General features: G+C 34.8%; 17 protein-coding genes. 4 read left to right on the forward strand and 13 right to left on the reverse strand.

Annotated features, from left to right (window positions below; translation table 11 throughout):
- Positions 1 to 4 precede the first annotated feature (4 nt).
- Positions 5 to 4,561, reverse strand: a complete 4,557-nt coding sequence (gltB, locus tag GH741_RS07745; RefSeq protein WP_153736208.1) for a glutamate synthase large subunit — start codon at positions 4,559 to 4,561, stop codon at positions 5 to 7.
- A gap of 139 nt (positions 4,562 to 4,700) precedes the next feature.
- On the opposite strand from gltB, the gene gltC reads away from it, so the two are divergent.
- Positions 4,701 to 5,603 carry a glutamate biosynthesis transcriptional regulator GltC gene (gene gltC, locus GH741_RS07750; protein WP_153736209.1) on the forward strand — a complete coding sequence of 301 codons (903 nt, stop codon included), beginning with the start codon at positions 4,701 to 4,703 and terminating at the stop codon, positions 5,601 to 5,603.
- A 113-nt stretch (positions 5,604 to 5,716) separates the two neighbouring features.
- On the opposite strand, the gene sspL is transcribed toward gltC, so the two are convergent.
- Entirely contained in the window at positions 5,717 to 5,857 is a 141-nt protein-coding gene (gene sspL, locus GH741_RS07755) for a small, acid-soluble spore protein L (RefSeq protein WP_153736210.1), read from the reverse strand.
- Positions 5,858 to 5,930: 73 nt separating this feature from the next.
- A complete protein-coding gene (locus tag GH741_RS07760; protein WP_153736211.1) occupies positions 5,931 to 6,809 on the reverse strand; it encodes a 5'-3' exonuclease in 879 nt (292 codons plus the stop codon).
- Positions 6,810 to 7,052: 243 nt separating this feature from the next.
- Between GH741_RS07760 and msrA the strand changes: the two genes are divergently transcribed.
- Entirely contained in the window at positions 7,053 to 7,580 is a 528-nt protein-coding gene (msrA, locus tag GH741_RS07765) for a peptide-methionine (S)-S-oxide reductase MsrA (protein ID WP_153736212.1), read from the forward strand.
- A gap of 353 nt (positions 7,581 to 7,933) precedes the next feature.
- Here the strand turns inward: msrA and hisIE are convergent, their stop codons facing one another.
- The 8 genes from hisIE to GH741_RS07805 form a co-directional block, all read right to left on the reverse strand.
- Complete coding sequence (hisIE, locus tag GH741_RS07770; RefSeq protein WP_338079298.1) at positions 7,934 to 8,608, reverse strand: bifunctional phosphoribosyl-AMP cyclohydrolase/phosphoribosyl-ATP diphosphatase HisIE; 675 nt, start codon at positions 8,606 to 8,608, stop codon at positions 7,934 to 7,936.
- Positions 8,589 to 9,356 (reverse strand): imidazole glycerol phosphate synthase subunit HisF, encoded by a 768-nt coding sequence (gene hisF / locus GH741_RS07775; RefSeq protein ID WP_338079299.1) that lies wholly within the window; start codon positions 9,354 to 9,356, stop codon positions 8,589 to 8,591. The genes hisIE and hisF overlap by 20 nt, the downstream gene beginning before the upstream one ends.
- Complete coding sequence (hisA, locus tag GH741_RS07780; RefSeq protein ID WP_153736213.1) at positions 9,353 to 10,057, reverse strand: 1-(5-phosphoribosyl)-5-[(5-phosphoribosylamino)methylideneamino]imidazole-4-carboxamide isomerase; 705 nt, start codon at positions 10,055 to 10,057, stop codon at positions 9,353 to 9,355. The genes hisF and hisA overlap by 4 nt, the downstream gene beginning before the upstream one ends.
- 114 nt (positions 10,058 to 10,171) lie before the next feature.
- Positions 10,172 to 10,765 (reverse strand): imidazole glycerol phosphate synthase subunit HisH, encoded by a 594-nt coding sequence (hisH, locus tag GH741_RS07785; RefSeq protein WP_153736214.1) that lies wholly within the window; start codon positions 10,763 to 10,765, stop codon positions 10,172 to 10,174.
- On the reverse strand, positions 10,762 to 11,349 hold the full coding sequence (hisB, locus tag GH741_RS07790; protein WP_153736215.1) for an imidazoleglycerol-phosphate dehydratase HisB: 588 nt from the start codon (positions 11,347 to 11,349) through the stop codon (positions 10,762 to 10,764). Before hisB ends, hisH begins: the two co-directional genes overlap by 4 nt.
- 16 nt (positions 11,350 to 11,365) lie before the next feature.
- Entirely contained in the window at positions 11,366 to 12,661 is a 1,296-nt protein-coding gene (gene hisD / locus GH741_RS07795; protein ID WP_153736216.1) for a histidinol dehydrogenase, read from the reverse strand.
- A complete protein-coding gene (hisG, locus tag GH741_RS07800) occupies positions 12,658 to 13,278 on the reverse strand; it encodes an ATP phosphoribosyltransferase (RefSeq protein ID WP_153736217.1) in 621 nt (206 codons plus the stop codon). Before hisG ends, hisD begins: the two co-directional genes overlap by 4 nt.
- The gene (locus GH741_RS07805; RefSeq protein ID WP_153736307.1) at positions 13,275 to 14,393 is read right to left on the reverse strand and encodes an ATP phosphoribosyltransferase regulatory subunit; all 1,119 of its coding nucleotides are present in this window, start codon (positions 14,391 to 14,393) and stop codon (positions 13,275 to 13,277) included. Before GH741_RS07805 ends, hisG begins: the two co-directional genes overlap by 4 nt.
- Before the next feature lie 170 nt (positions 14,394 to 14,563).
- Here GH741_RS07805 and hisJ point away from each other — a divergent pair, with 170 nt between their 5' ends.
- On the forward strand, positions 14,564 to 15,397 hold the full coding sequence (gene hisJ, locus GH741_RS07810; RefSeq protein ID WP_153736218.1) for a histidinol-phosphatase HisJ: 834 nt from the start codon (positions 14,564 to 14,566) through the stop codon (positions 15,395 to 15,397).
- A gap of 64 nt (positions 15,398 to 15,461) precedes the next feature.
- Here the strand turns inward: hisJ and GH741_RS07815 are convergent, their stop codons facing one another.
- Positions 15,462 to 19,088, reverse strand: a complete 3,627-nt coding sequence (locus GH741_RS07815; protein ID WP_153736219.1) for a dynamin family protein — start codon at positions 19,086 to 19,088, stop codon at positions 15,462 to 15,464.
- A gap of 218 nt (positions 19,089 to 19,306) precedes the next feature.
- Here GH741_RS07815 and GH741_RS07820 point away from each other — a divergent pair, with 218 nt between their 5' ends.
- Complete coding sequence (locus GH741_RS07820) at positions 19,307 to 19,600, forward strand: hypothetical protein (RefSeq protein WP_153736220.1); 294 nt, start codon at positions 19,307 to 19,309, stop codon at positions 19,598 to 19,600.
- An 83-nt stretch (positions 19,601 to 19,683) separates the two neighbouring features.
- Here GH741_RS07820 and GH741_RS07825 read toward each other — a convergent pair whose 3' ends face one another.
- Positions 19,684 to 20,265 (reverse strand): hypothetical protein, encoded by a 582-nt coding sequence (locus tag GH741_RS07825; protein ID WP_153736221.1) that lies wholly within the window; start codon positions 20,263 to 20,265, stop codon positions 19,684 to 19,686.
- Positions 20,266 to 20,432 lie beyond the last annotated feature (167 nt).

A 20,432-nucleotide genomic window follows, 5' to 3' on the forward strand; every position in this document is an offset into this window, starting at 1 on the left:
CTTTCTACTGTTTTACTACTACCTTTTCATTCTTCTGTTCTGTTTCTACTTTGCCTTCATTTTTGGCCAGAAATGCACTCATTTTGGCTTCGTCATCGGATTGTCCTAAGTTTTTGAATGATTGAATTTCATCAAGCATTAATTGATAGTCTTTTGGAACAACCTTAACAAAATTTTCAATAGAAACATCCCAGTTGTCCAATATGGCTGCAGCTTTACTACTATTCGTATATTCAAACTGTTTTTGAATCATTTGTTTTATATCATTTATTTCTTGTGAGTCTGTTAAACTTTCAAAATCGACCATTTCCTTATTAGTTAGATATTTAAATTTATCTTTATCTTCCGCATATACATAAGCAATACCACCAGACATACCCGCAGCAAAGTTTTTACCTACTTCACCAAGTACGACTACACGACCACCAGTCATATATTCACAACCATGGTCACCAATACCTTCAACAACTACATCAATACCACTATTTCTAACAGCAAATCGTTCTCCAGCACATCCATTGATGTATGCTTCTCCACTTGTAGCACCGTAAAAAGCTACGTTACCGATAATAACATTTTTACTAGGGTAAATAGTTGATTCTTTAGGAGATGAGACAACTATTTTACCACCTGATAATCCTTTACCCGTATAATCATTGGCATCACCAGTTAACACCATGGACATACCTTTTGGAATAAAGGCACCAAAGCTTTGGCCGGCTGAACCATTAAATCTCAAGGTTATCGTATCTTCAGGTAACCCTTCTTCACCATATTTTTTAGAAATTTCACTACCTACAATCGTTCCTGTTACACGATTAATATTTCTAATTGAGTAAGATAGGTCTACTTTTTCTTGTGTTTCGATGGCGGAAGCTACTGCTGGTAATATCTTTGTAATATCAAGTGACTGGTCAATCTTATGATCCTGTGGTGTTCTGAAGGTTCGTGGTCCTTCTTGTTGATACAATAAAGTAGATAGATCTAAATCTTTTGCTTTCCAATGCGCTTTTGCTCTATCGCTTATACCTAAGACATCCGTGCGACCTACCATCTCATCAACAGTCTTAAATCCAAGCTGTGCCATAATTTCTCTCAACTCTTCTGCAACAAAACGCATGTAGTTAACTACATGATCTGGGTCACCAGTGAATTTCTTCCGAAGTTCAGGGTTTTGGGTTGCAACCCCGACTGGACAAGTATCTAAGTGACATACTCTCATCATTACACAACCAAGTACAACTAACGGAGCTGTTGCAAAACCAAATTCTTCGGCTCCCAATAATGCAGCCATCGCAACGTCTTTTCCAGTTAACAATTTACCGTCAGTCTCTAAAACTACTCGTTCACGTAAACCGTTTAGCATCAGCGTCTGATGTGCCTCTGCCAAGCCTAATTCCCAAGGAAGTCCTGTATGCTTAATACTAGTTTTAGGTGACGCTCCTGTCCCACCATCATAGCCGACAACGGATATAACGTCTGCACTACCCTTAGCAACACCAGATGCAATCGTACCTACACCTGCTTTAGCAACTAATTTAACGCTTATACGAGCATCTCGATTAGCATTCTTCAAATCATGGATTAATTGTGCTAAGTCCTCAATAGAGTAAATATCATGGTGAGGTGGTGGTGAAATTAAGTCCACACCAGGAGTTGAACCACGAACATTAGCTACCCATGGATAAACTTTTTTACCAGGTAATTGTCCACCCTCACCGGGTTTAGCACCTTGAGCCATTTTAATTTGTAATTCATTTGCATTTACAAGGTAATGACTTTTCACCCCAAAACGACCTGAGGCAATTTGTTTAATTGCGCTATTTCGGCTATCGCCATTCTCATCAACGATATAACGGTTTGGATTTTCTCCACCTTCTCCGCTATTACTCTTACCACCTAAGCGATTCATAGCAATTGCCAATGACTCATGTGCCTCTTGACTTAAAGAACCAAATGACATGGCACCTGTTTTAAACCTCTTAACAATCGTATCAACAGATTCAACCTCGTCAATAGAAATAGATTTATTAGATTTAAAAGAAAATAAGTTACGTAAGAATCCTAACCTCTCTTGATCAGCTGATTTTGAGAAATCCTTGAAAAGGTTATAATCACCGCGACGACAAGCCCATTGTAGGGTATGAATTGTTTTAGGATTAAACGCGTGATGTTCCCCAGTTTTTCTCCATTGGAAGTCACTTCCTGCTTCGAGGGTCTGATCTATAGACTTTTCATAACCTGAGTGATGACGTAAAGTGGTTTCTTTAGCAATTGTATCTAAACCGATGCCGTCAATTTGAGAAGCCGTCCCAGTGAAATATTCATTTATTACTTCTTTACTAATACCAACCGCCTCAAAAATTTGAGCTCCGCGGTAACTCTGGACTGTTGAAATACCCATTTTTGACATTACTTTAACTACACCTTCAGTAACACCATCAATGTATTTATTTATTGCCTCATCATAAGAAACAGTTAGATTTCCTTGTTCAATTTCATGTCTATACGTTTCAAACGCAAGATATGGCGTGATTGCACATGCACCATAACCTAGTAATGCAGCGAAGTGGTGTACTTCTCTTGTCTCACCAGTTTCAACTAGGAGACTAATTTTTGTTCTTTTACCATTACGAACAAGGTGCTGATGTAAACCACTAACAGCTAACAATACTGGAATAGCTTTGTTTTCTTCATCCATATCTCTGTCCGAAAGAATAAGCAGGTTTGCACCCTCATTGATTGCCTGGTCTGCTTCCTTAAACACTTGGTCTAAACCAGCTTTTAAATCATTAGTAAATAACGACTTGATTGTCTTACTTGTAAATCCACTATATTTATTTTCTTTAATTGCTTTAAGTTGTCGATTTGATAAAACAGGTGTTTCTAATTGAATTCGTTGACAGTTTTCGTTATTCGGGTGAAGCATATTACCTTCTGGTCCTAATAGTGTCATTGTTGATGTCACTATCTGCTCACGATAAGCATCTATAGGCGGATTTGTTACTTGTGCAAACAACTGTTTGAAATAATTAAAAAGTGTTTGTGGAAGATCAGATAATACTGCTAATGGTACATCACTACCCATTGCGCCGATTGGATCTTTTCCTTCAGTAACAATTGGTAAAAGATACTTGTGGATATCCTCATACGTATAACCAAATGCTTTTTGTCTGGTAAAAAGATTAGTAACCTCTTCTTCCGCATCTTGAGAATGGTCTTCAAGCTTTACTAATTTATCATCTAACCACTCTTTGTATGGTTCTGCAGTTGCAATTTCCCGCTTTATTTCCTCGTCTGAAATGATGCGACCTTCTTCTAGATCAACAAGAAGCATTTTTCCAGGACTTAAGCGATCTTTATATAATATATTTTCTTCCTCTACATCAATTACGCCTACTTCAGAGGAATAAATAATATAATCATCCTTAGTTACATAATACCTGGCAGGACGAAGACCATTTCGATCTAATATCGCTCCAATTTGCTTACCGTCTGTAAAAGTAATTGAAGTTGGGCCATCCCACTGTTCCATTAAACAGCTATGGTATTCGTAAAAAGCTTTTTTCTCTTTAGAAATGTGTGGATTCTTCTTCCAAGGTTCAGGAATTAACATCATAGCAGCATGAGCTGGTTTACGACCTGCTAATGTAAAGAATTCCAATGCATTATCTAAAACGGAAGAATCACTTCCATCGGGATTTAGTATCGGAAGAACTTTCGGTAAATCCTCACCAAAAGCTTCTGAGGCAAATTGTTGTTCACGAGCCTTCATCCAATTAACATTACCTCTCATTGTGTTGATTTCACCATTGTGGATGAGATAACGATTGGGATGGGCTCTCTCCCAACTCGGGAATGTATTTGTACTAAAACGAGAGTGTACTAGTGAGAATGCAGAGACAAAATCTTCATCTTGAAGATCAGAATAGAATTCATCTACTTGTTTAGGAGTTAATAAACCCTTGTAAACTATTGTTCTATTAGAAAGACTTGAAAAATAGAAACGCATACCTCGCTCATTAGCCCAGTTCTCTCCTTGCTTACGAATTATATATAATTTTCTCTCAAAAGCTAATTCGTCCTTTAATTCTGAGTTAGCTCCAATGAAAACTTGACGAACGATCGGACAGCTTTCTTGTGCTTTAGTTCCCAATGTATCAGTATTAACAGGAACAGTTCTCCAGCCTAAAAGCTTCTGTCCTTCTTTTTCAATTAATGTATTTAAATGATTTTCAATCTCATCTCTTTCCTTATCATCTTGAGAAAAGAAAACCATTCCTACCCCATATTGCCCTTTTTCTGGTAAATTTAACTCAGGGCTCACTTTACGAAAATAGCTGTCTGGTATTTGAACCATTAAGCCTGCTCCGTCTCCTGTATTTGGATCACTACCTTGGCCACCCCGATGATCTAATTGGCAAAGCATTTCTAACCCTTTTTTGACAATGTCATGTGTAGCCAATCCTTTGATATGAGCATATAGACCAATTCCACATGCATCATGTTCAAATTCAGGGTTGTATAGACCTTGTGCCTTAGGCATTTGATTGTAACTCATATTATGCGCCCCCGTTTATCCGTTTATCTAATCCTTTTAAGGTGTCTTATTTCTATTGTAGGTTTTATTATTCATCCAAACAATATATAATATAGATTAAAACCATCTCATTGCGAGATTGATAGAAGGTTGTGACTATATGGAATTAAGACAATTACGTTATTTTATGGAAGTTGCCGAGCGAGAACACGTTTCTGAAGCTGCAGCTAATCTTCATGTTGCACAGTCTGCTATCAGCAGACAAATTGCAAACTTAGAAGCTGAGCTTGGTGTCTCTTTATTTGAAAGAGAAGGAAGAAATATAAAACTCACACAAATCGGTAAAGTGTTTCTTACTCATACAAAAACAGCAATGAAAGCAATAGATCATGCAAAAAAACAGATAGATGAGCACTTAGATCCTGAACAAGGCTCAATAAAAATTGGGTTTCCTACTAGTCTAGCTAGTCATTTACTACCAACTGTCATATCGGAGTTCAAAGGATTATACCCTAACATTGCTTTTCAATTACGTCAGGGGTCTTACAACTTTTTGATTGAATCAGTAAAAAATCGCGAGATCGACATTGCATTTCTTGGTCCAGTTCCAACAGATATATCTGATATTAACACTCACATTTTGTTCACTGAAAGTCTATATGCATTGTTACCAGCTTCACATCCATTGGCAAATCAAAGTAGTATAAATCTTAGTGATTTAAAAAATGATGCTTTTATTCTATTTCCAAAACAATATATTCTTCATAAACTAGTCGTTGATGGATGTAAACGAGCCGGATTTTCACCTATGGTCTCTTCAGAGGGAGAAGACTTAGATGCGATTAAAGGGCTAGTTTCTGCAGGAATTGGAGTCACACTTTTACCAGAGAGCACTTTTTATGATGCAACCCCACGTTTCACTAAGAAAATAGCAATCGATTTACCACAAATCAGAAGATCAGTTGGTATCATTACCCCTAAAAACCGAGAATTAGCACCATCTGAAAAAGTTTTTTATCAGTTTGTTAAGGACTTTTTCGCCAGACTTCAGCAATTCCAGTAACAGAAACATGTACTCAAATTATAAGCCATACCTAAATACGAATTACCCAATAAAGAAAGCCTGATACTGTTGTGAATTTAGCTACAGAATCAGGCTTTCACTTAATTATGCAATCATCTTTTGGTATTTGTTTTTTTTGCACGCTGTTCCAATTGAGATTTTGGTCGTTGGTCAGCGTCATCCTCTGTTAGACCTTGAGGGTTAACACTAGTATTAACTCTGTTTTGACTTCTGTTATTTTTTTTCTCACTCATCACAAACACCTCCGACTTCTAGTGTTTTCAAGCAAGAAAGTTCTTATCCATATGAGGATAAAAATAATCTCATTTAACCTACCTTATTCATCCATCGCGAAATATTTTTTAGCTCAAGTTCTTCTAATTTCCGAGAAACTTTTTCGTTATTTATCCTCCAAATGGCATCTTCTACTGAACAAGATACTGGGACCTCGCAATGGATTTCAGCCAATTTCCGGGATAAATGAAGCATATCAATATTATCTTCAATTTTCTTTTTAATGCCTTTAGATAGTAACTCGATATTGTTCAATATCTCTTCAATAGACCCATATTCCTGTAAAAGTTTTAATGCGGTTTTCTCGCCAATTCCTTTTACACCAGGATAATTATCAGAAGGGTCCCCCATCAACCCTTTTAAATCAATCATTTGATTCGGGGAAATACCTCTTTGTTCAAAAAAAGTATTTTCTTCGTAAACATCATAATTTCCTTGTCCTTTTTTCATAATTGCTACCGAAACTCCTGGCTTAACTAGCTGTAAAATATCTTGGTCACCTGTAACAATTAAGACGTTATTTTCCTTACTATATTCATTTGCTAATGTACCAATACAATCATCAGCTTCAAAACCCTTTATCCCTACATTTGGAACTTCAAACGCTTCAACTACTTCTTTAATTAAATCAAATTGAGGTATCAATTCAACCGGAGGTTCACCACGGTTAGACTTGTACTCTTTATATAATTCTGAACGAAAGGTTTTGCTCCCCATATCCCAACAACAAACTACATGGCTGGGGTTGAAAGTTTCAATCGAATTTATAAAGTAATTAAGAAATCCAAAGATGCCATTTGTGGGCACACCTTTACTATTTATCATAAAATTTCCGGAATATCCTGTGGCGTAGAATCCTCTAAATAATAATGCCATTCCATCTACAAGTAAAATTGTATTTTTATTATTCATAACAAAAACCTTTCTTTCATTTATATTTGGTATTCCTACATAATCTCACAAATTGTGAAATTAACCAATCTATTTCGACCAATCTAACTTGTTAAATAGTGACATAGAGCTTGTGCTAAAGATGAAAAAGACACTAATACTAGTATTTATTTTAGAAAGTGAAAATTATTGTATTAACTATTTGTAGAATCAATAAATTTAGTGTTATATTAAAATTTATTGATAGGATATGGAGTGATCTTGATGAGTAATGAAAAAGAAATTGCAACATTTGCCGGCGGATGTTTTTGGTGTATGGTAAAACCTTTTGACCAATGGGACGGCATTTATCAAGTAGTATCTGGATATACTGGAGGCCCTGAGGTTTCACCAAGTTATGAACAAGTAAAATCCGGTTCAACAGGACACTATGAAGCTGTTGAAATAAGTTATGATCCGGCAAAAATTACCTATGATCAAATTCTCAACTTATATTGGCCACAAATAGATCCTACTGATGATGGTGGACAATTTCATGATCGTGGTCCACAATATCGAACAGCTATTTTTTATCATACACAGGAACAAAAAGAGAAAGCAGAGGCATCTAGAAATCTCTTAGATGCGAGTACAAAATTCAAACAACCAATCGTTACTAAAATATTACCTGCTAAAGATTTTTATCCTGCTGAACAATATCATCAAGACTTTTATAAGAAAAACGAACAGGAATACTTGATTGATCGCGAAAAGTCTGGAAGAGATGATTTTATTAAGGATCATTGGAATTAAGGACTCAATTCTTTTTAGAATAAATTTGTCTTAAAGAAGAGAAATTCCTCTTCACGTGAACCAATGGCTCTATTACTCGGTTATATCCAAACACTGTTACTAGCTTAGACAGAATATAGACTCCCACACAGTTCGATTTCTTTGTGTGATGTATTGCTACGAAGTATTCTGCCTAAGCGGTTCGATAACTGTTGATTATAAAGAGTGAAAAAAAAGAACACAAAGGTACGTCACAATCTATAGATTTTGCATCAAAGACAACAATTAAAGTCTCTCTTAAGAGTTCAATAGTTAACATAATAATATTACGAGAAACTAAATTCACTTTTCCTACTTCAATAAAAAGAAGAGCGTCACCACTCTTCTATCTCGGGACGCTCACCTTTGTTATTTCCTTTTTTAGAGAAACGATTACTTAATTCTTTTTTTACATCATTTAATGTGACCCCTTGATCAGCCATAAGTACAAAGCTATGGTAAATCAAGTCACTTACTTCATTAATAATTTCTTGTTTGTCTTCATTTTTAGCTGCAATAACAACTTCCCCAGCTTCTTCTATTACTTTCTTACCTATTTTATCAATACCTTTTTCAAATAAGTAGTTGGTATAAGAGTTTTCAACCTTTACTTTTTTACGCTCTTCCACTTCGGACATAATAACTTCAAAAATATCCGAATCTATCTTATGATTAGCTTTATTATCACGAACAGTACCATTTGTTAAATCAATTGATTGATAGAAGCACGTTCTTTCACCAGTATGACAAGCTGGCCCTTTAGGAATAACACGAATTAAAAGAGTGTCATTATCACAATCCAGTTGAATAGATTGAATTGCTTGAGTATTACCAGAAGTTGCTCCTTTATTCCATAATTCTTGTCGTGATCGTGAATAAAACCATGTTTGTTTTGTTTCTATTGATTTTTCAAATGAAGCTTTGTTCATGTATGCTAACATTAATGTCTCATTTGTATTGTCATCAACAATGATTGCTGGTATTAATCCTTTAGAGAAGTCCGGCTTCACGAATGTTCACTCCTTGACTTTTACAGTTTTCTTTTACTTCTTCAATAGAAAACGTATTCTCATGAAAAATAGAGGCAGCTAAAGCCGCTGAGACATCTGTTTTCTTAAAAACTTCTGAGAAATGTTCTGGTTTTCCACAACCACCTGAAGCAATGACAGGAATTCGAACAGCATCAACAACTGCTTGTGTTAATTCTAAATCAAATCCATCTTTTACTCCATCGGTATCGACACTTGTTAAAAGTATTTCACCTGCACCTTTTTGCTCGGCCGTTTGAGCCCATTTTATTGCGTCGATACCAGTATCCTTACTTCCACCATAAGTCATCACATGCCATCCATCATCATAAAGCTTTGCATCAATCGCTACCACTATACATTGAGAACCGAAACGGGAAGCAGATTCAGTAATTAGTTCAGGATTTGTAACTGCAGCTGAGTTCATGCCTACCTTGTCTGCTCCAGCTTTTAATAACCGTGTCACATCGTCAATTGTTCTAACACCACCACCGACGGTAAATGGAACAAACACTTTTTCAGCAGTTTCTTTGACAATATCAACCATGGTCTGTCTGCCTTCATTTGTTGCAGAAATATCCAAAAATATGATTTCATCAGCTCCGTTTTTCGAGTAAGATGATGCCATATCGACAGGATCGCCAAGCTCACGTAAAGAAACAAAATTTGTACCTTTCACAACTTTACCTTCTTTAACATCTAAGCAGGGAATAATGCGTTTGACTATCACTTAGACGCCCCCTTTAATGTCACCTTGCCTTCGTAAATTGCTTTTCCAACAATAGCTTCCTTAATTCCTATTTCCTCAAGTGCCTGTAAATCGGAGTTATCTTTAATACCACCAGAAGCAACAATGTTACAGTTTACAGCATTTAATAAGTCCTTTAAAGCAGATAAGTTAGGACCAGTCATTGTTCCATCTCTAGAAATATCTGTGAAAACAATTGTTTTCACACCAAATTGTTCCATTTTTTTAGCAAACTCAATATAATTAATCTCTGAAACAGTTTCCCATCCACGTGTAGCTACCATTCCGTCCTTAACATCAATCCCTACAACAATATGGTTGGAATAAGCCTGTAAAGCCGCTTTAAGAAAATCCTCATCTTCTATCGCCGCTGTACCTAAAACAAGTCGACTAGCACCAGCTTCAACTAATTTCTCTACGGTCTCTAAATTTCGAATTCCACCACCAACTTGAATTGGGACTGTTGATTGTGAACATAACTTTTTAATCAAATCATATTGCCTTGCTTCCCCATTCCGCGCTCCATCAAGATCCACAATATGAACAATCTCTGCTCCATCTTCAATAAAGGTTGCTAGCTGAGTTTCTGGGTCACTTCCAACCTGTGTCGTTTTATTAAAGTCCCCCTGGTAAAGTCGGACGCACTTTCCATCAATTAAATCTATTGCAGGCAAAATCTTCATCTTTATTTCCTCCTAGAATCTAAAAAGCATTTCTTTGCTTAGTGTACAGTTTTTTGTTAGATACTCTATAGACTTCATTTTGGTCAACTATCCATTGAATAGATGATTGATCTGCTATCCGGCTTGAAGAAACGCTTTTAATATCTCTATCCCGACTTCCCCACTTTTTTCTGGATGGAACTGGATACCAAATACATTACCCTTTTGGACTATTGCTGGTACATCTGTTCCGTAATCAGTTGTGGCAACCAGAAAATTTGAATTGGTTTTAGCCTCAAATGAATGGACAAAATAAACATGTTTATCCTGAAAAGATTTAAATGGTTTATTATCAATTGTTATATTAAGCGCATTCCAGCCGATATGTGGGAGCAAATAGTCTGTTTTTATTTTTTCTACCGTACCAGGAATTATATCCAAACCACTTGAAATGCCACCCTCGTATCCTTCGGTAAATAGAAGCTGCATCCCAAGACAAATACCTAAAAATGGTTTTTCTTTTGCTAAACGCTGTAAAGGTTCCCTAAGGCCTCTATCATCAATTTCTTGGACAGCTGCTTGAAAAGATCCAACCCCTGGCAAAATTATATGTGTTGCTTGCTCTAAGTCATCGAGTTTATCAGTTAACAGAACATCATAACCTAATCGCCTAAAAGCAGTCGAAACACTTGCCACATTACCCATTCCATAATCAACAATGGCTATCATTCAATTAACCCCTTTGTTGAATTAACCCCTTTAATATCAGGATTAATACGAATAGCTTCAGACAAAGCACGACCAAGCGCTTTAAATATCGATTCAATTTTGTGATGTGTATTTTCACCATATAACACCCTAGCATGCAAGGTAATTCCGGCTTGAAAAGCAAAAGCTTGTAAGAATTCCCTAACAAGTTCTGTATCGAAATTTCCTAATTTGGGATTTGAAAAGGTTGCGTCAAAAGCTAAAAATGGTCGCCCACTAATATCAAGAGAAACAAATCCTAATGTTTCATCCATTGGTACATAAGCGGTACCGTATCTATTAATTTGACTTTTATCCCCTAAAGCTTCTTTTAAAAGTTGTCCCAAAACAATTCCAACATCCTCAACGGTGTGATGACTATCTATGTGCAAATCTCCATCCGCTTTTACTATTAAACCGATGCGGCCATGTCTAGCTAGTAGTTCTAGCATATGATCAAAAAAACCAACACCGGTGTTAATGCTAACCTGTTCTCCATTATCTAGATTACAGGACACTTCAATTGATGTTTCATTCGTTTTTCTCGCTTTACTTGCACTTCTCATTAGTTAATAACTCCTCTCAGCTACTTTCATCATTTTTGTTGATTCTTTTTTGAACTGCTCTTGCATGACCAGCAAGTTGTTCTTCCATTGCAATATTAACAACATGTGAAGAGGCCTGTTTTAAAGCATTCTCTGAATAGTATAAGAATGTTGTCTTTTTTAAAAAATCATCAACGGACAATCCTGATGAAAATCTTGCCGTTCCTGACGTAGGTAGTACATGGTTAGGACCAGCATAGTAATCTCCTAGTGCTTCTGGAGTATAATTCCCCAAAAATACTGACCCCGCATTTTTCACTTTACCTAAATAGCTGAGGGGATCGACTAATTGTATTTCCAAATGTTCAGGAGCAAGTAAATTCACAAGTTCAAAAGCTTTATCTATATCTTTTACAAGCACTACGGCGCTTTTCACTTTTAAAGCACTTTCCGCAATCTCTCTTCTTGGTAAAATAGCACACTGTTTTTCAACCTCAACAATTGTTTGTTTAATAAGCGCTTCTGAAGTTGAAAAAAGAAATGCCCGAGCGTTTTTGTCATGTTCTGCTTGTGCAATCAAATCTGATGCAATGTACTCAGGTCTAGCAGATCGATCCGCGATAATTGCTACTTCAGAAGGACCAGCAATCATATCAATTCCGACATCTCCAAAAACTAAAGATTTAGCCGCGGCCACATAAGCATTACCAGGACCAACAATTTTATCAACCGTAGGGATTGTTTCTGTACCATATGCAATAGAAGCTATTGCCTGAATCCCACCAATTTTATATATTGTTGTTACCCCTGCAATATCAGCAGCCACAGATAAAATTGGGGCAATGCTCTCTCCATTTCGGGCAGGTGTCACCATAATAACCTCTTCCACACCAGCTAATACAGCTGGGATAGCATTCATTAGTACAGAAGAAGGGTAACAAGCGGTGCCACCAGGTACATAGATACCAACACGTTCAATTGGGCGAAATAATTGTCCTGATATGATTTCATCATTTACATCCATAAAACGTGAGCTCTGCAATTGTTTACTATGAAAACTTCTTATATTATCTGCTGCTTTTTTTAATGAATCAATTGTTTCATTAGAGACCTGGTTCCAAGCATCCAAGCGTTCTTCTTTGGTAACTTCCCATCTTTTAGGAACACCACCGTCAAACTTCTTAACATATTTTTTTAATGCTTCGTCTCCATTAGCACGGATGTCATCAATGATTTTTCTAGCAATCTCGAGTACTTCTTTATCCGCTTGGTTACTTTTCTTTTTAGGAAGGAAAGTTTCAACAAAGGACTCCGATGAATAGTTTGGTATCATCTTACTACCTCCCCTTTTTGAAAGGACTTGATAACTGGAGCCAACAAATCCCTTTTAATTTTTAAAGAAGAACGATTCGCAATACATCTTGCACTAAATTCAAAAAACTCTTCTTTAACTACTAAACCATTTTCCTTCAAGGTATTTCCTGTTTCAACAATGTCTACAATACCATCAGCCAATCCTAGAATAGGAGCTAATTCTACGGAACCTTCTAGCTTAACAATATCTACGGATTCTCCTTTTTTACGGAAAAATTCTTTCGTAATATTAGGATATTTACTAGCAATTCTCCTTTTTCGAGCTGGCCAATCCTTACCCTTTTCCGTCGCAAGAGCCATTCGACAGTTACCAAAAGGTAAAGGAAGAAGGTTATATACATCTGGTTGAAACTCAGCAAGAATATCTTCTCCGACAATCCCTAAATCAGCTATTCCATGCTCAACATAAGTTGTAACATCAACACCTTTGGCAAAAACGAATTGAAATTCATCGGTCTCCACCCGGAGTTTTCTTCCTTTATTTATTAAAGGTTCAACATCATAAGATAGTGACTGAAAAAATTCTATGAATTGGTTTTCTAACCTTCCCTTTGTTAAAGCAATGCACGGTTTCATTTTTCAACCACCCTGTAATTGTTATCGTCTTTTACTATTTGGATTACCTTATCAAACTCATCACTGTTTACCAGTTCATACTTAATATCTACTATACAATTAGAATAGGATTGACGAATCGTTTCAGCATACACGTGAGATTCTTCAGAAGCTAAAATACATATTTTTTCGTATTGGTCAGTTATGTCAAGTTTTTCTGATAATACATCAACATCGAAAGCTAATCCAACTGCAGAAATTCTTTCATTGAATTGTTCATAGAGTTTGTCATACCTACCACCTGAGAAACAGGTAGCGCCATTGTCTTTTAAGAAGCCCCTAAACATCGTTCCACAATAATAGGGTAGATTTTTCACTCTGCCTAGGTCTACAAGAACATCTTCTACCCCAGATTCCTTTAACAGTGATGCCAATTGTTTAATGTGTTGGATTATTTCTAGCAGTCGATCATTATCTTTCCAATGTTTTTCATAATATTCGATTATATCGAATGAACCAAAAGCATCAACCAATTCGGTCAATTGTCCTGCAATCTCTTTATTATCCGAAGCAATCTGATACACTTCATCTTTTCGTTTATCATGCATGGCTATTCTTAATTTTTCTAACTCTATTTCGTCTAACTGTAAAGGCGCTGTCAACTCATCGAATATCCCTGTATGACCTAACTCGATTAAATAACTATCTATTTGTAGTTCCTTCAAATAGGAAACTGCTGTAAGAAGACATTCACTTTCGCCTAAAAAAGTCGGCGTATGAACTACTTCAATTCCAGCTTGCCTACTCTCAATTCCATCCTTATCACTACGAAACACAGAACCCTGATACGACCATTTTAATTGAGAGGGGTGTTGATTGACCAAAGCACGCGCAATGGCTGTAGTCCAATCAGGACGAAGTACTTCTATTTCTCCTTCCTTACTAAACCATTTCAACATGTTTCTTAAATCCATTCCTGCATGTTTATTTGTAAAGGTATTTGCATATTCAACTACTGGAGTTGATATTTGTTTATAATTTCTATTGAATGTAATTTTCCGAAATAACTCATATGCCCGTGATCGATTATTTAGTCTGTTACCAATTTCATCTTGACTACCTGCAGGTAAAAACATATTCCTTACACTTCCTGACATTTTAGATTCTTTAGCACACTACCACTTTACTTCGGTAAAGCATTTTATGTATGTATTGAATTTAACACAATTTAGACTTTTAAGTCAACATCCTTCTTTAATTTTTGTTCTATTAAGACTATTATAGTAAAGAGAAAGGAGAATATCTAATGAATACAATCGGTGATTTCCATGTACACACTAATTTCTGTCCTCACGGATCCGATGATTCGATGGAGTCTTATGTTCTTGCTGCTATAAAGAGTGGGTTAAAGCATTTAACATTTACTGAACATGCTCCTTTACCGAAAAACTTTATAGACCCAACGCCTGAGAAAGATAGTGCAATGCGCTGGGAAGATATTAATAAATACTTTGATGAGGCTAATCGGCTTAAGCATTTATACAAGGATGACTTAACCATAAATGTTGGGTTTGAAATAGATTATATTGAGGGATTTGAAAAAGAATCAATAGAGATCCTAAACAAATTTGGAAATCAAATTGATGATGCTATTCTGTCCGTACATATGTTGATAGCACCTAATGGAGAATTTGTGTGTATCGATTACAGCATGGGCGAATTTGAACGGATTGTTGATCTATTTGGTTCAGTTGATGCCGTATATAGCAAATATTATGAGACCTTAAAAAATGCTTTATATTCGGATTTAGGAGAATTTAAACCAATACGAATTGGACATATAACGCTAATTGAGAAATTTTCAAAAGTATTTAAATCAAGTACTAGCTTTGAAGATGAAATAATTTCAATATTAAGCATTATAAAAGAACTTGGGTACGAACTAGACGCAAATGCAGCAGGTTTTTTCAAAGAATATTACCAATCAAGTTATCCTAGCCCTGCAATTTTAGCAATCGCAGAAGAAATGGGTATTCCTCTCATTTTTGGCTCTGATAGTCATACTTCACACCATATAGCAAGAGGAATTGATCTTCTACCTATAACATTTAGTTCGCCTAAAAAACTGAAAAATGACTGAAAATGTTGCACACACAAAAATACTAGTAGTTTAACTACTAGTATTTTTGTATGCTTAGTATTGGTTAACTATTTACTCTTTCTAACTCTTGGGATGCATTTTCCAGTTCTTCAACATTGATGTCATTAGATAATAAATGCTTTAACCCATCGTAATATTGATTCACACTGCTCTTTGCTTTGTTCTTAATATCTTCAGTTAATTGTTCCCACTGACTTATATAATTAGTTATTACTAATTCCTTTTTCTCTTTTAAATATGCTTCAACGTACGGAGTAAGTATGTTAAATAGTTCTACTTTCATATCTTCTTTTTCATTTTTTTCAAAGAAAGATTTTGTGTTCTTAAACATTGATAGGGCTTTGTCAAAAACGGATAGGTCCATTTTTACTAGTGCATTTTTAAATGTAGGCGTATCAAATGTTATTTCCTCAACTTCCGATAACGATAAGTTTTTGTCTATTTCATTGCTTTTAGTTAATAGCGCTTGATTGAATTCCGTTGATTTTACATTCATAAATAATTCGATTCTTAATGATACTGCCCTTAATTCTTGAGCCAATTCAGAACCTATATTTTTTATTAATTCCTCAAGGCATTTTTCTAACTGTAATTTAGCTGAGCCATTGTTTGCTTTTATCGTAGATGGATTAAATGATTCCTTAAAATAATCTGAAAACTGAATAGACAATCGATGATTTACATAAAATAGTTGCTTGTCTATTTTTTGTTTAATTTCTTTTTCAAATGGATTCCGATCAACCTTGTTTATTTCATCTATTACTATAGACTCCTGTGCTTTATATTCCTCTATCATGACACTTTTTTCATCATTATTTAAATGCGCCGAGTTAATATAACTTTTAAGGAGCTTGTTTGCCTTTTTTATATCATTTAGTGTAGAAGTAATAAGTATTTCCATTAGTTCTTCTTGGATAAAGTGATAAAAATCGTCTTCAAATTTAGTAATACCTGAATTTATCTGTTTATCAACATTATTTTTTTCAAGTATTGCATTCTTGCTAGATATTGGATACATTCTCGGAAAGCGGATACCGAAATTAACCAACTGATTTGTTACATAGTCAGTAACAAGTTTTAATTCCTTATTGTCTTTAGCTAAATCAGCTGCATTTACAACGAAAAACATTTTATCAAGACTAAAGGCGTCTTTCACTCTACCTAATTGCACTAAAAAGTCTCTGTCTGCTTTAGAAAAGGCATGATTATAATAAGTAACGAATAAAATAGCATCCGCCTGTTTAATGTATTCAAATGAGACATCCGTATGTCTGGCATTTATTGAGTCCGCTCCAGGTGTATCTACTAAAGTAATTCCTTTTCTAGTTAATGGACAATCATAGAATAATTCCATCCATTCCACATAACAGGCAAGGTGCTCTTCAGTAACAAAATCAGGGAATTGCTCTAATTCAATCACGATTTGTTGTCCAATGTTCTTGGCCATTTGTTGATGACCATTAACTAATGCAATTAGAAATGACTGATGCTTGTGATCGAATTGTTTTAATTTTTCTTGATTATTAAGCGCTTGTAAATAATCATTTAAAGTCATGTCAGAAGCAATGGGCTCATTGGTTATTTCGGAGATATCCATTAGTATTCTTTCTTGACTTTTAACTTTTACAACCACAGTCCCATGCTTATAATCTTTATTAATTGGGCTTATTTTATTAATGGTTGCTGTCGTTGGATTTGGAGAAACTGGCAAGACTTTCTCACCGATTAATGCGTTAGCAAAGGAAGATTTCCCAGCACTAAATGCCCCAAACAGAGCTATCGTATAACGTCTATTTGTTAGTCTATCCTTCTTGTGGATTAGATCCTGTTCAATCACTTTAAAACCCGGTATATCCTTTATTATTTCTGTGGATTCTGTTATTTTTTTCAGGACTTTTTCTATCGGAATATGATTGTTCTTAGTCTTAACCTGATTGTTCTCACTTGATTTATCGCGTATTTCTTTCTTGCTATCAACTTTAAGAACCTTTTCTTGTTTTATTCCTTCTAATTGATTTAAACGTACGATTTCATCTCTCATAATTGCCACATTGTTGTTGGTTGAATTTACCTTACTCAAAAGAAGATTGTGAAGATGATTTCTTCTATCTTCAAGATCTTTGTCCATTTGATTAATCTGTTTTTCTATATTTTCAATTGCTTCACTATTATTCAACTCAGAATTTATTATGGAAATTTCTTTGTTTGCTTCTTTTTTAAGATAAACTTGTACAGATTCCCATATATTCACACACGCTTGTTTGAATTTACTTTTAATATCGTTAGCTAAGTCTTCAGTATAGACAAGAAGATACTCTCCAGTTAAAACGGCTCCAGGCTTAATAATCTCCTTTAAGCGTTCATCTGAATAATTGACTGACAATGAATGAATTCGACGGGAAATCTCTGAATCATTTATGTTGTACTTTTTTGTTAACTCCAATAATTTATCTCTAAGCTTCCACTCAATATTAGTTTTTACTACTTCCATAAACGAATGATAAAAACGGTCTAATCTTTGTTTTTTTTCAATATCTATTTTCTTTTTAGTTGAAAAAATGCCTAGCTTGAACCCAGGATGCTGGGATTGTAAAAACTGTTCTGCTAACTCTCGTAATTCAAAAGGCATAATATAAGCATTTTTTAATGTGGAATTTAGTCCACTGCGAAAATCTTGTGTGGCATTATGTTCAAGATTCTTTAAGCGTTCAAGCTCTTCTTTATGTTTTTCAACGGTCGTTCCATCCATTTGTTTATCTTTTAGGTCAACTAACTTTTTTCTTAGTTCATCTTTTTTAGTCTGGTTAAGGTCACGCAAACCATCGATATGTTCATCAATTAATGTGTACATCGATATTTCAACGGTTTGCTCAATTGCTTGTTGATTGTTTTTCATTAAATGTTGTAGATCGCTTTCAAGCTTTTCAAACTGATTCAGATAGTGTTGGTTATCCACCAGGCTTGTAAAATAGATTTTCTGTGGATTTATTCCCCATGCTTGAAACGTTTCCTCCACACTTTTTTTAAAATCTAAAAATGGGATTTCTTTTTCTTGGTGTTTATCGATTTGATTTATTACAATATAAATAGACTTTTCTTGCTGTTGCATTTTCCTCAGGAATCTTAAATTCACATCCGATTGAACATGGTTATAATCCATTACATAAAACAATGCATCAACCATATGTAAGGACGATTCAGTCATAATCCGATCAGCATCGTTAGAAGAATCAATCCCTGGTGTATCTAATATTGAAACATTGCTAGGAATAGCTGCGGTTCTTTTACTAATTTCGATTCTCTTAATTGAATCTCCGTCCTTACAATATTCTTTTATCGTTTCTAAATCATATGGTTCGACATATTCTGTAGGATCTTCCTTATCAAAATAAACTCTAACATATCCTTTTCCTGATGTTATTTTAACAACGTTAGCACTTGTCGGAATTGGACTCTGCGGAAGGATATCTTCCCCTAAAAGCCGATTAATTAATGACGACTTACCAGCAGAAAAATGCCCAGAAAAACAAATAACAAACTCATTATTTTCTATTTTTTTAAAGAGGTCTAAAGTTTTTTCTGCATTAATTTGATTATCTTCTTTTTTGAACTCCTGATATACTGCGGCGATATTGTCCACCGTAACTGCATTCGAAACAGATGTACCCATATAACTAAGTGACCCCTTTACCTTAATTTAGTTAGCATCTATTATACTTACTTCTCTAGGGATTGACTAGTTATTCTTATTTAATTATGATTGATTGTGAAGAATACACACCAAAAACAGATACTGAAGAGAAAATTTATAATTGTTCGCCAGAAAGAACATTGATAATGAGGATTCTGGTTCAAATATTTAAAAAAAGTGGAGGGGAGGTATTTTCCATGCTTTGGATAGTAATGGGGTTCATCTTTCTTGCGATTTTAATAATGTCTTTTTTCCAATTTCTATATTATTTATTACACAAAAAATACAAGCAGGTTTACATAGCATTTGGTAATGAAGATTATTATAGAGTGATAGATAAACTAAAGAACAATGGAATTGTTTATAAAGTAAAAATAATAACTAATCAAAGATCTAATGATCTAAATCCAGCTCATTCCTCTCAATATGAAATATATGTCAAGGATAGATTAGAACAAAAAGCATTGTCTACCATACATTCCGCAGTTTAATAAGAGTTTAATTGAAGAAGTTTTTTTAATCCAAATAGTGTTATCATCCTTCATAACAATTCCCCTTACTTTAAACAACACAACTATTCGCCTTGGAACCTTTCATAAAAAATTTCAAACATCATAAAGTTGTTTACAAAACTCCCGTGAAGATTACCAAATTGAATTTTAAGAGTTTTTAGGGATTCTGCTTTCTCTGTTTTTATATCAATGATTTCTTCTTCTAATGATAGTAAACTTTCTAAATTATTAATTAAATATTGCCTGTGTTCTTTTGTATAATCTTCTCTACCTAGAAGTTCCAGTAAAATCTTTCTATTGTTTTTTACCTCGAATAAAATTTCATCTAAATCTTCCATACTCATCTTTAGAGGTTCCGTACTGACTAACCAATCTTGTTCATACAGTGGAAGCAAATATTGTGTTCGGTCTGTTGTTAAATCTATATTTCTATCTGTTGTTAATTCCTCTAGGTCTTTTTCATATGTATTTTTAAACTCGTTTAAATCTTTAAGATATTCATCGGCTACAACTGAATCAGGTGTGAAAGAATAACTTTTAGAAATACTGAAGATAGAATAAGGATAGAACCAAGTCATTATCAGAATGACAATTACAAATAATCCTACCAAACCGATAACGATTTTTTTAACTGTATTAGTCACATAAGATCCCCCCTACTTATATAAAAACTAGTTGAAAGAATAAACTAAACCCATCACTTCAATAGCAAACTGAAGATTAATGCAGATCTTCCATTAAAATTCTTAGCTCATAGTTTAAGAGTTAAATAAAAGCTTTTCCCCTGGTGATCAGTCCTCAATTTAACTGT

This window comes from Aquibacillus halophilus (genome assembly GCF_009649745.1).
Classification (GTDB): domain Bacteria; phylum Bacillota; class Bacilli; order Bacillales; family Amphibacillaceae; genus Aquibacillus; species Aquibacillus halophilus.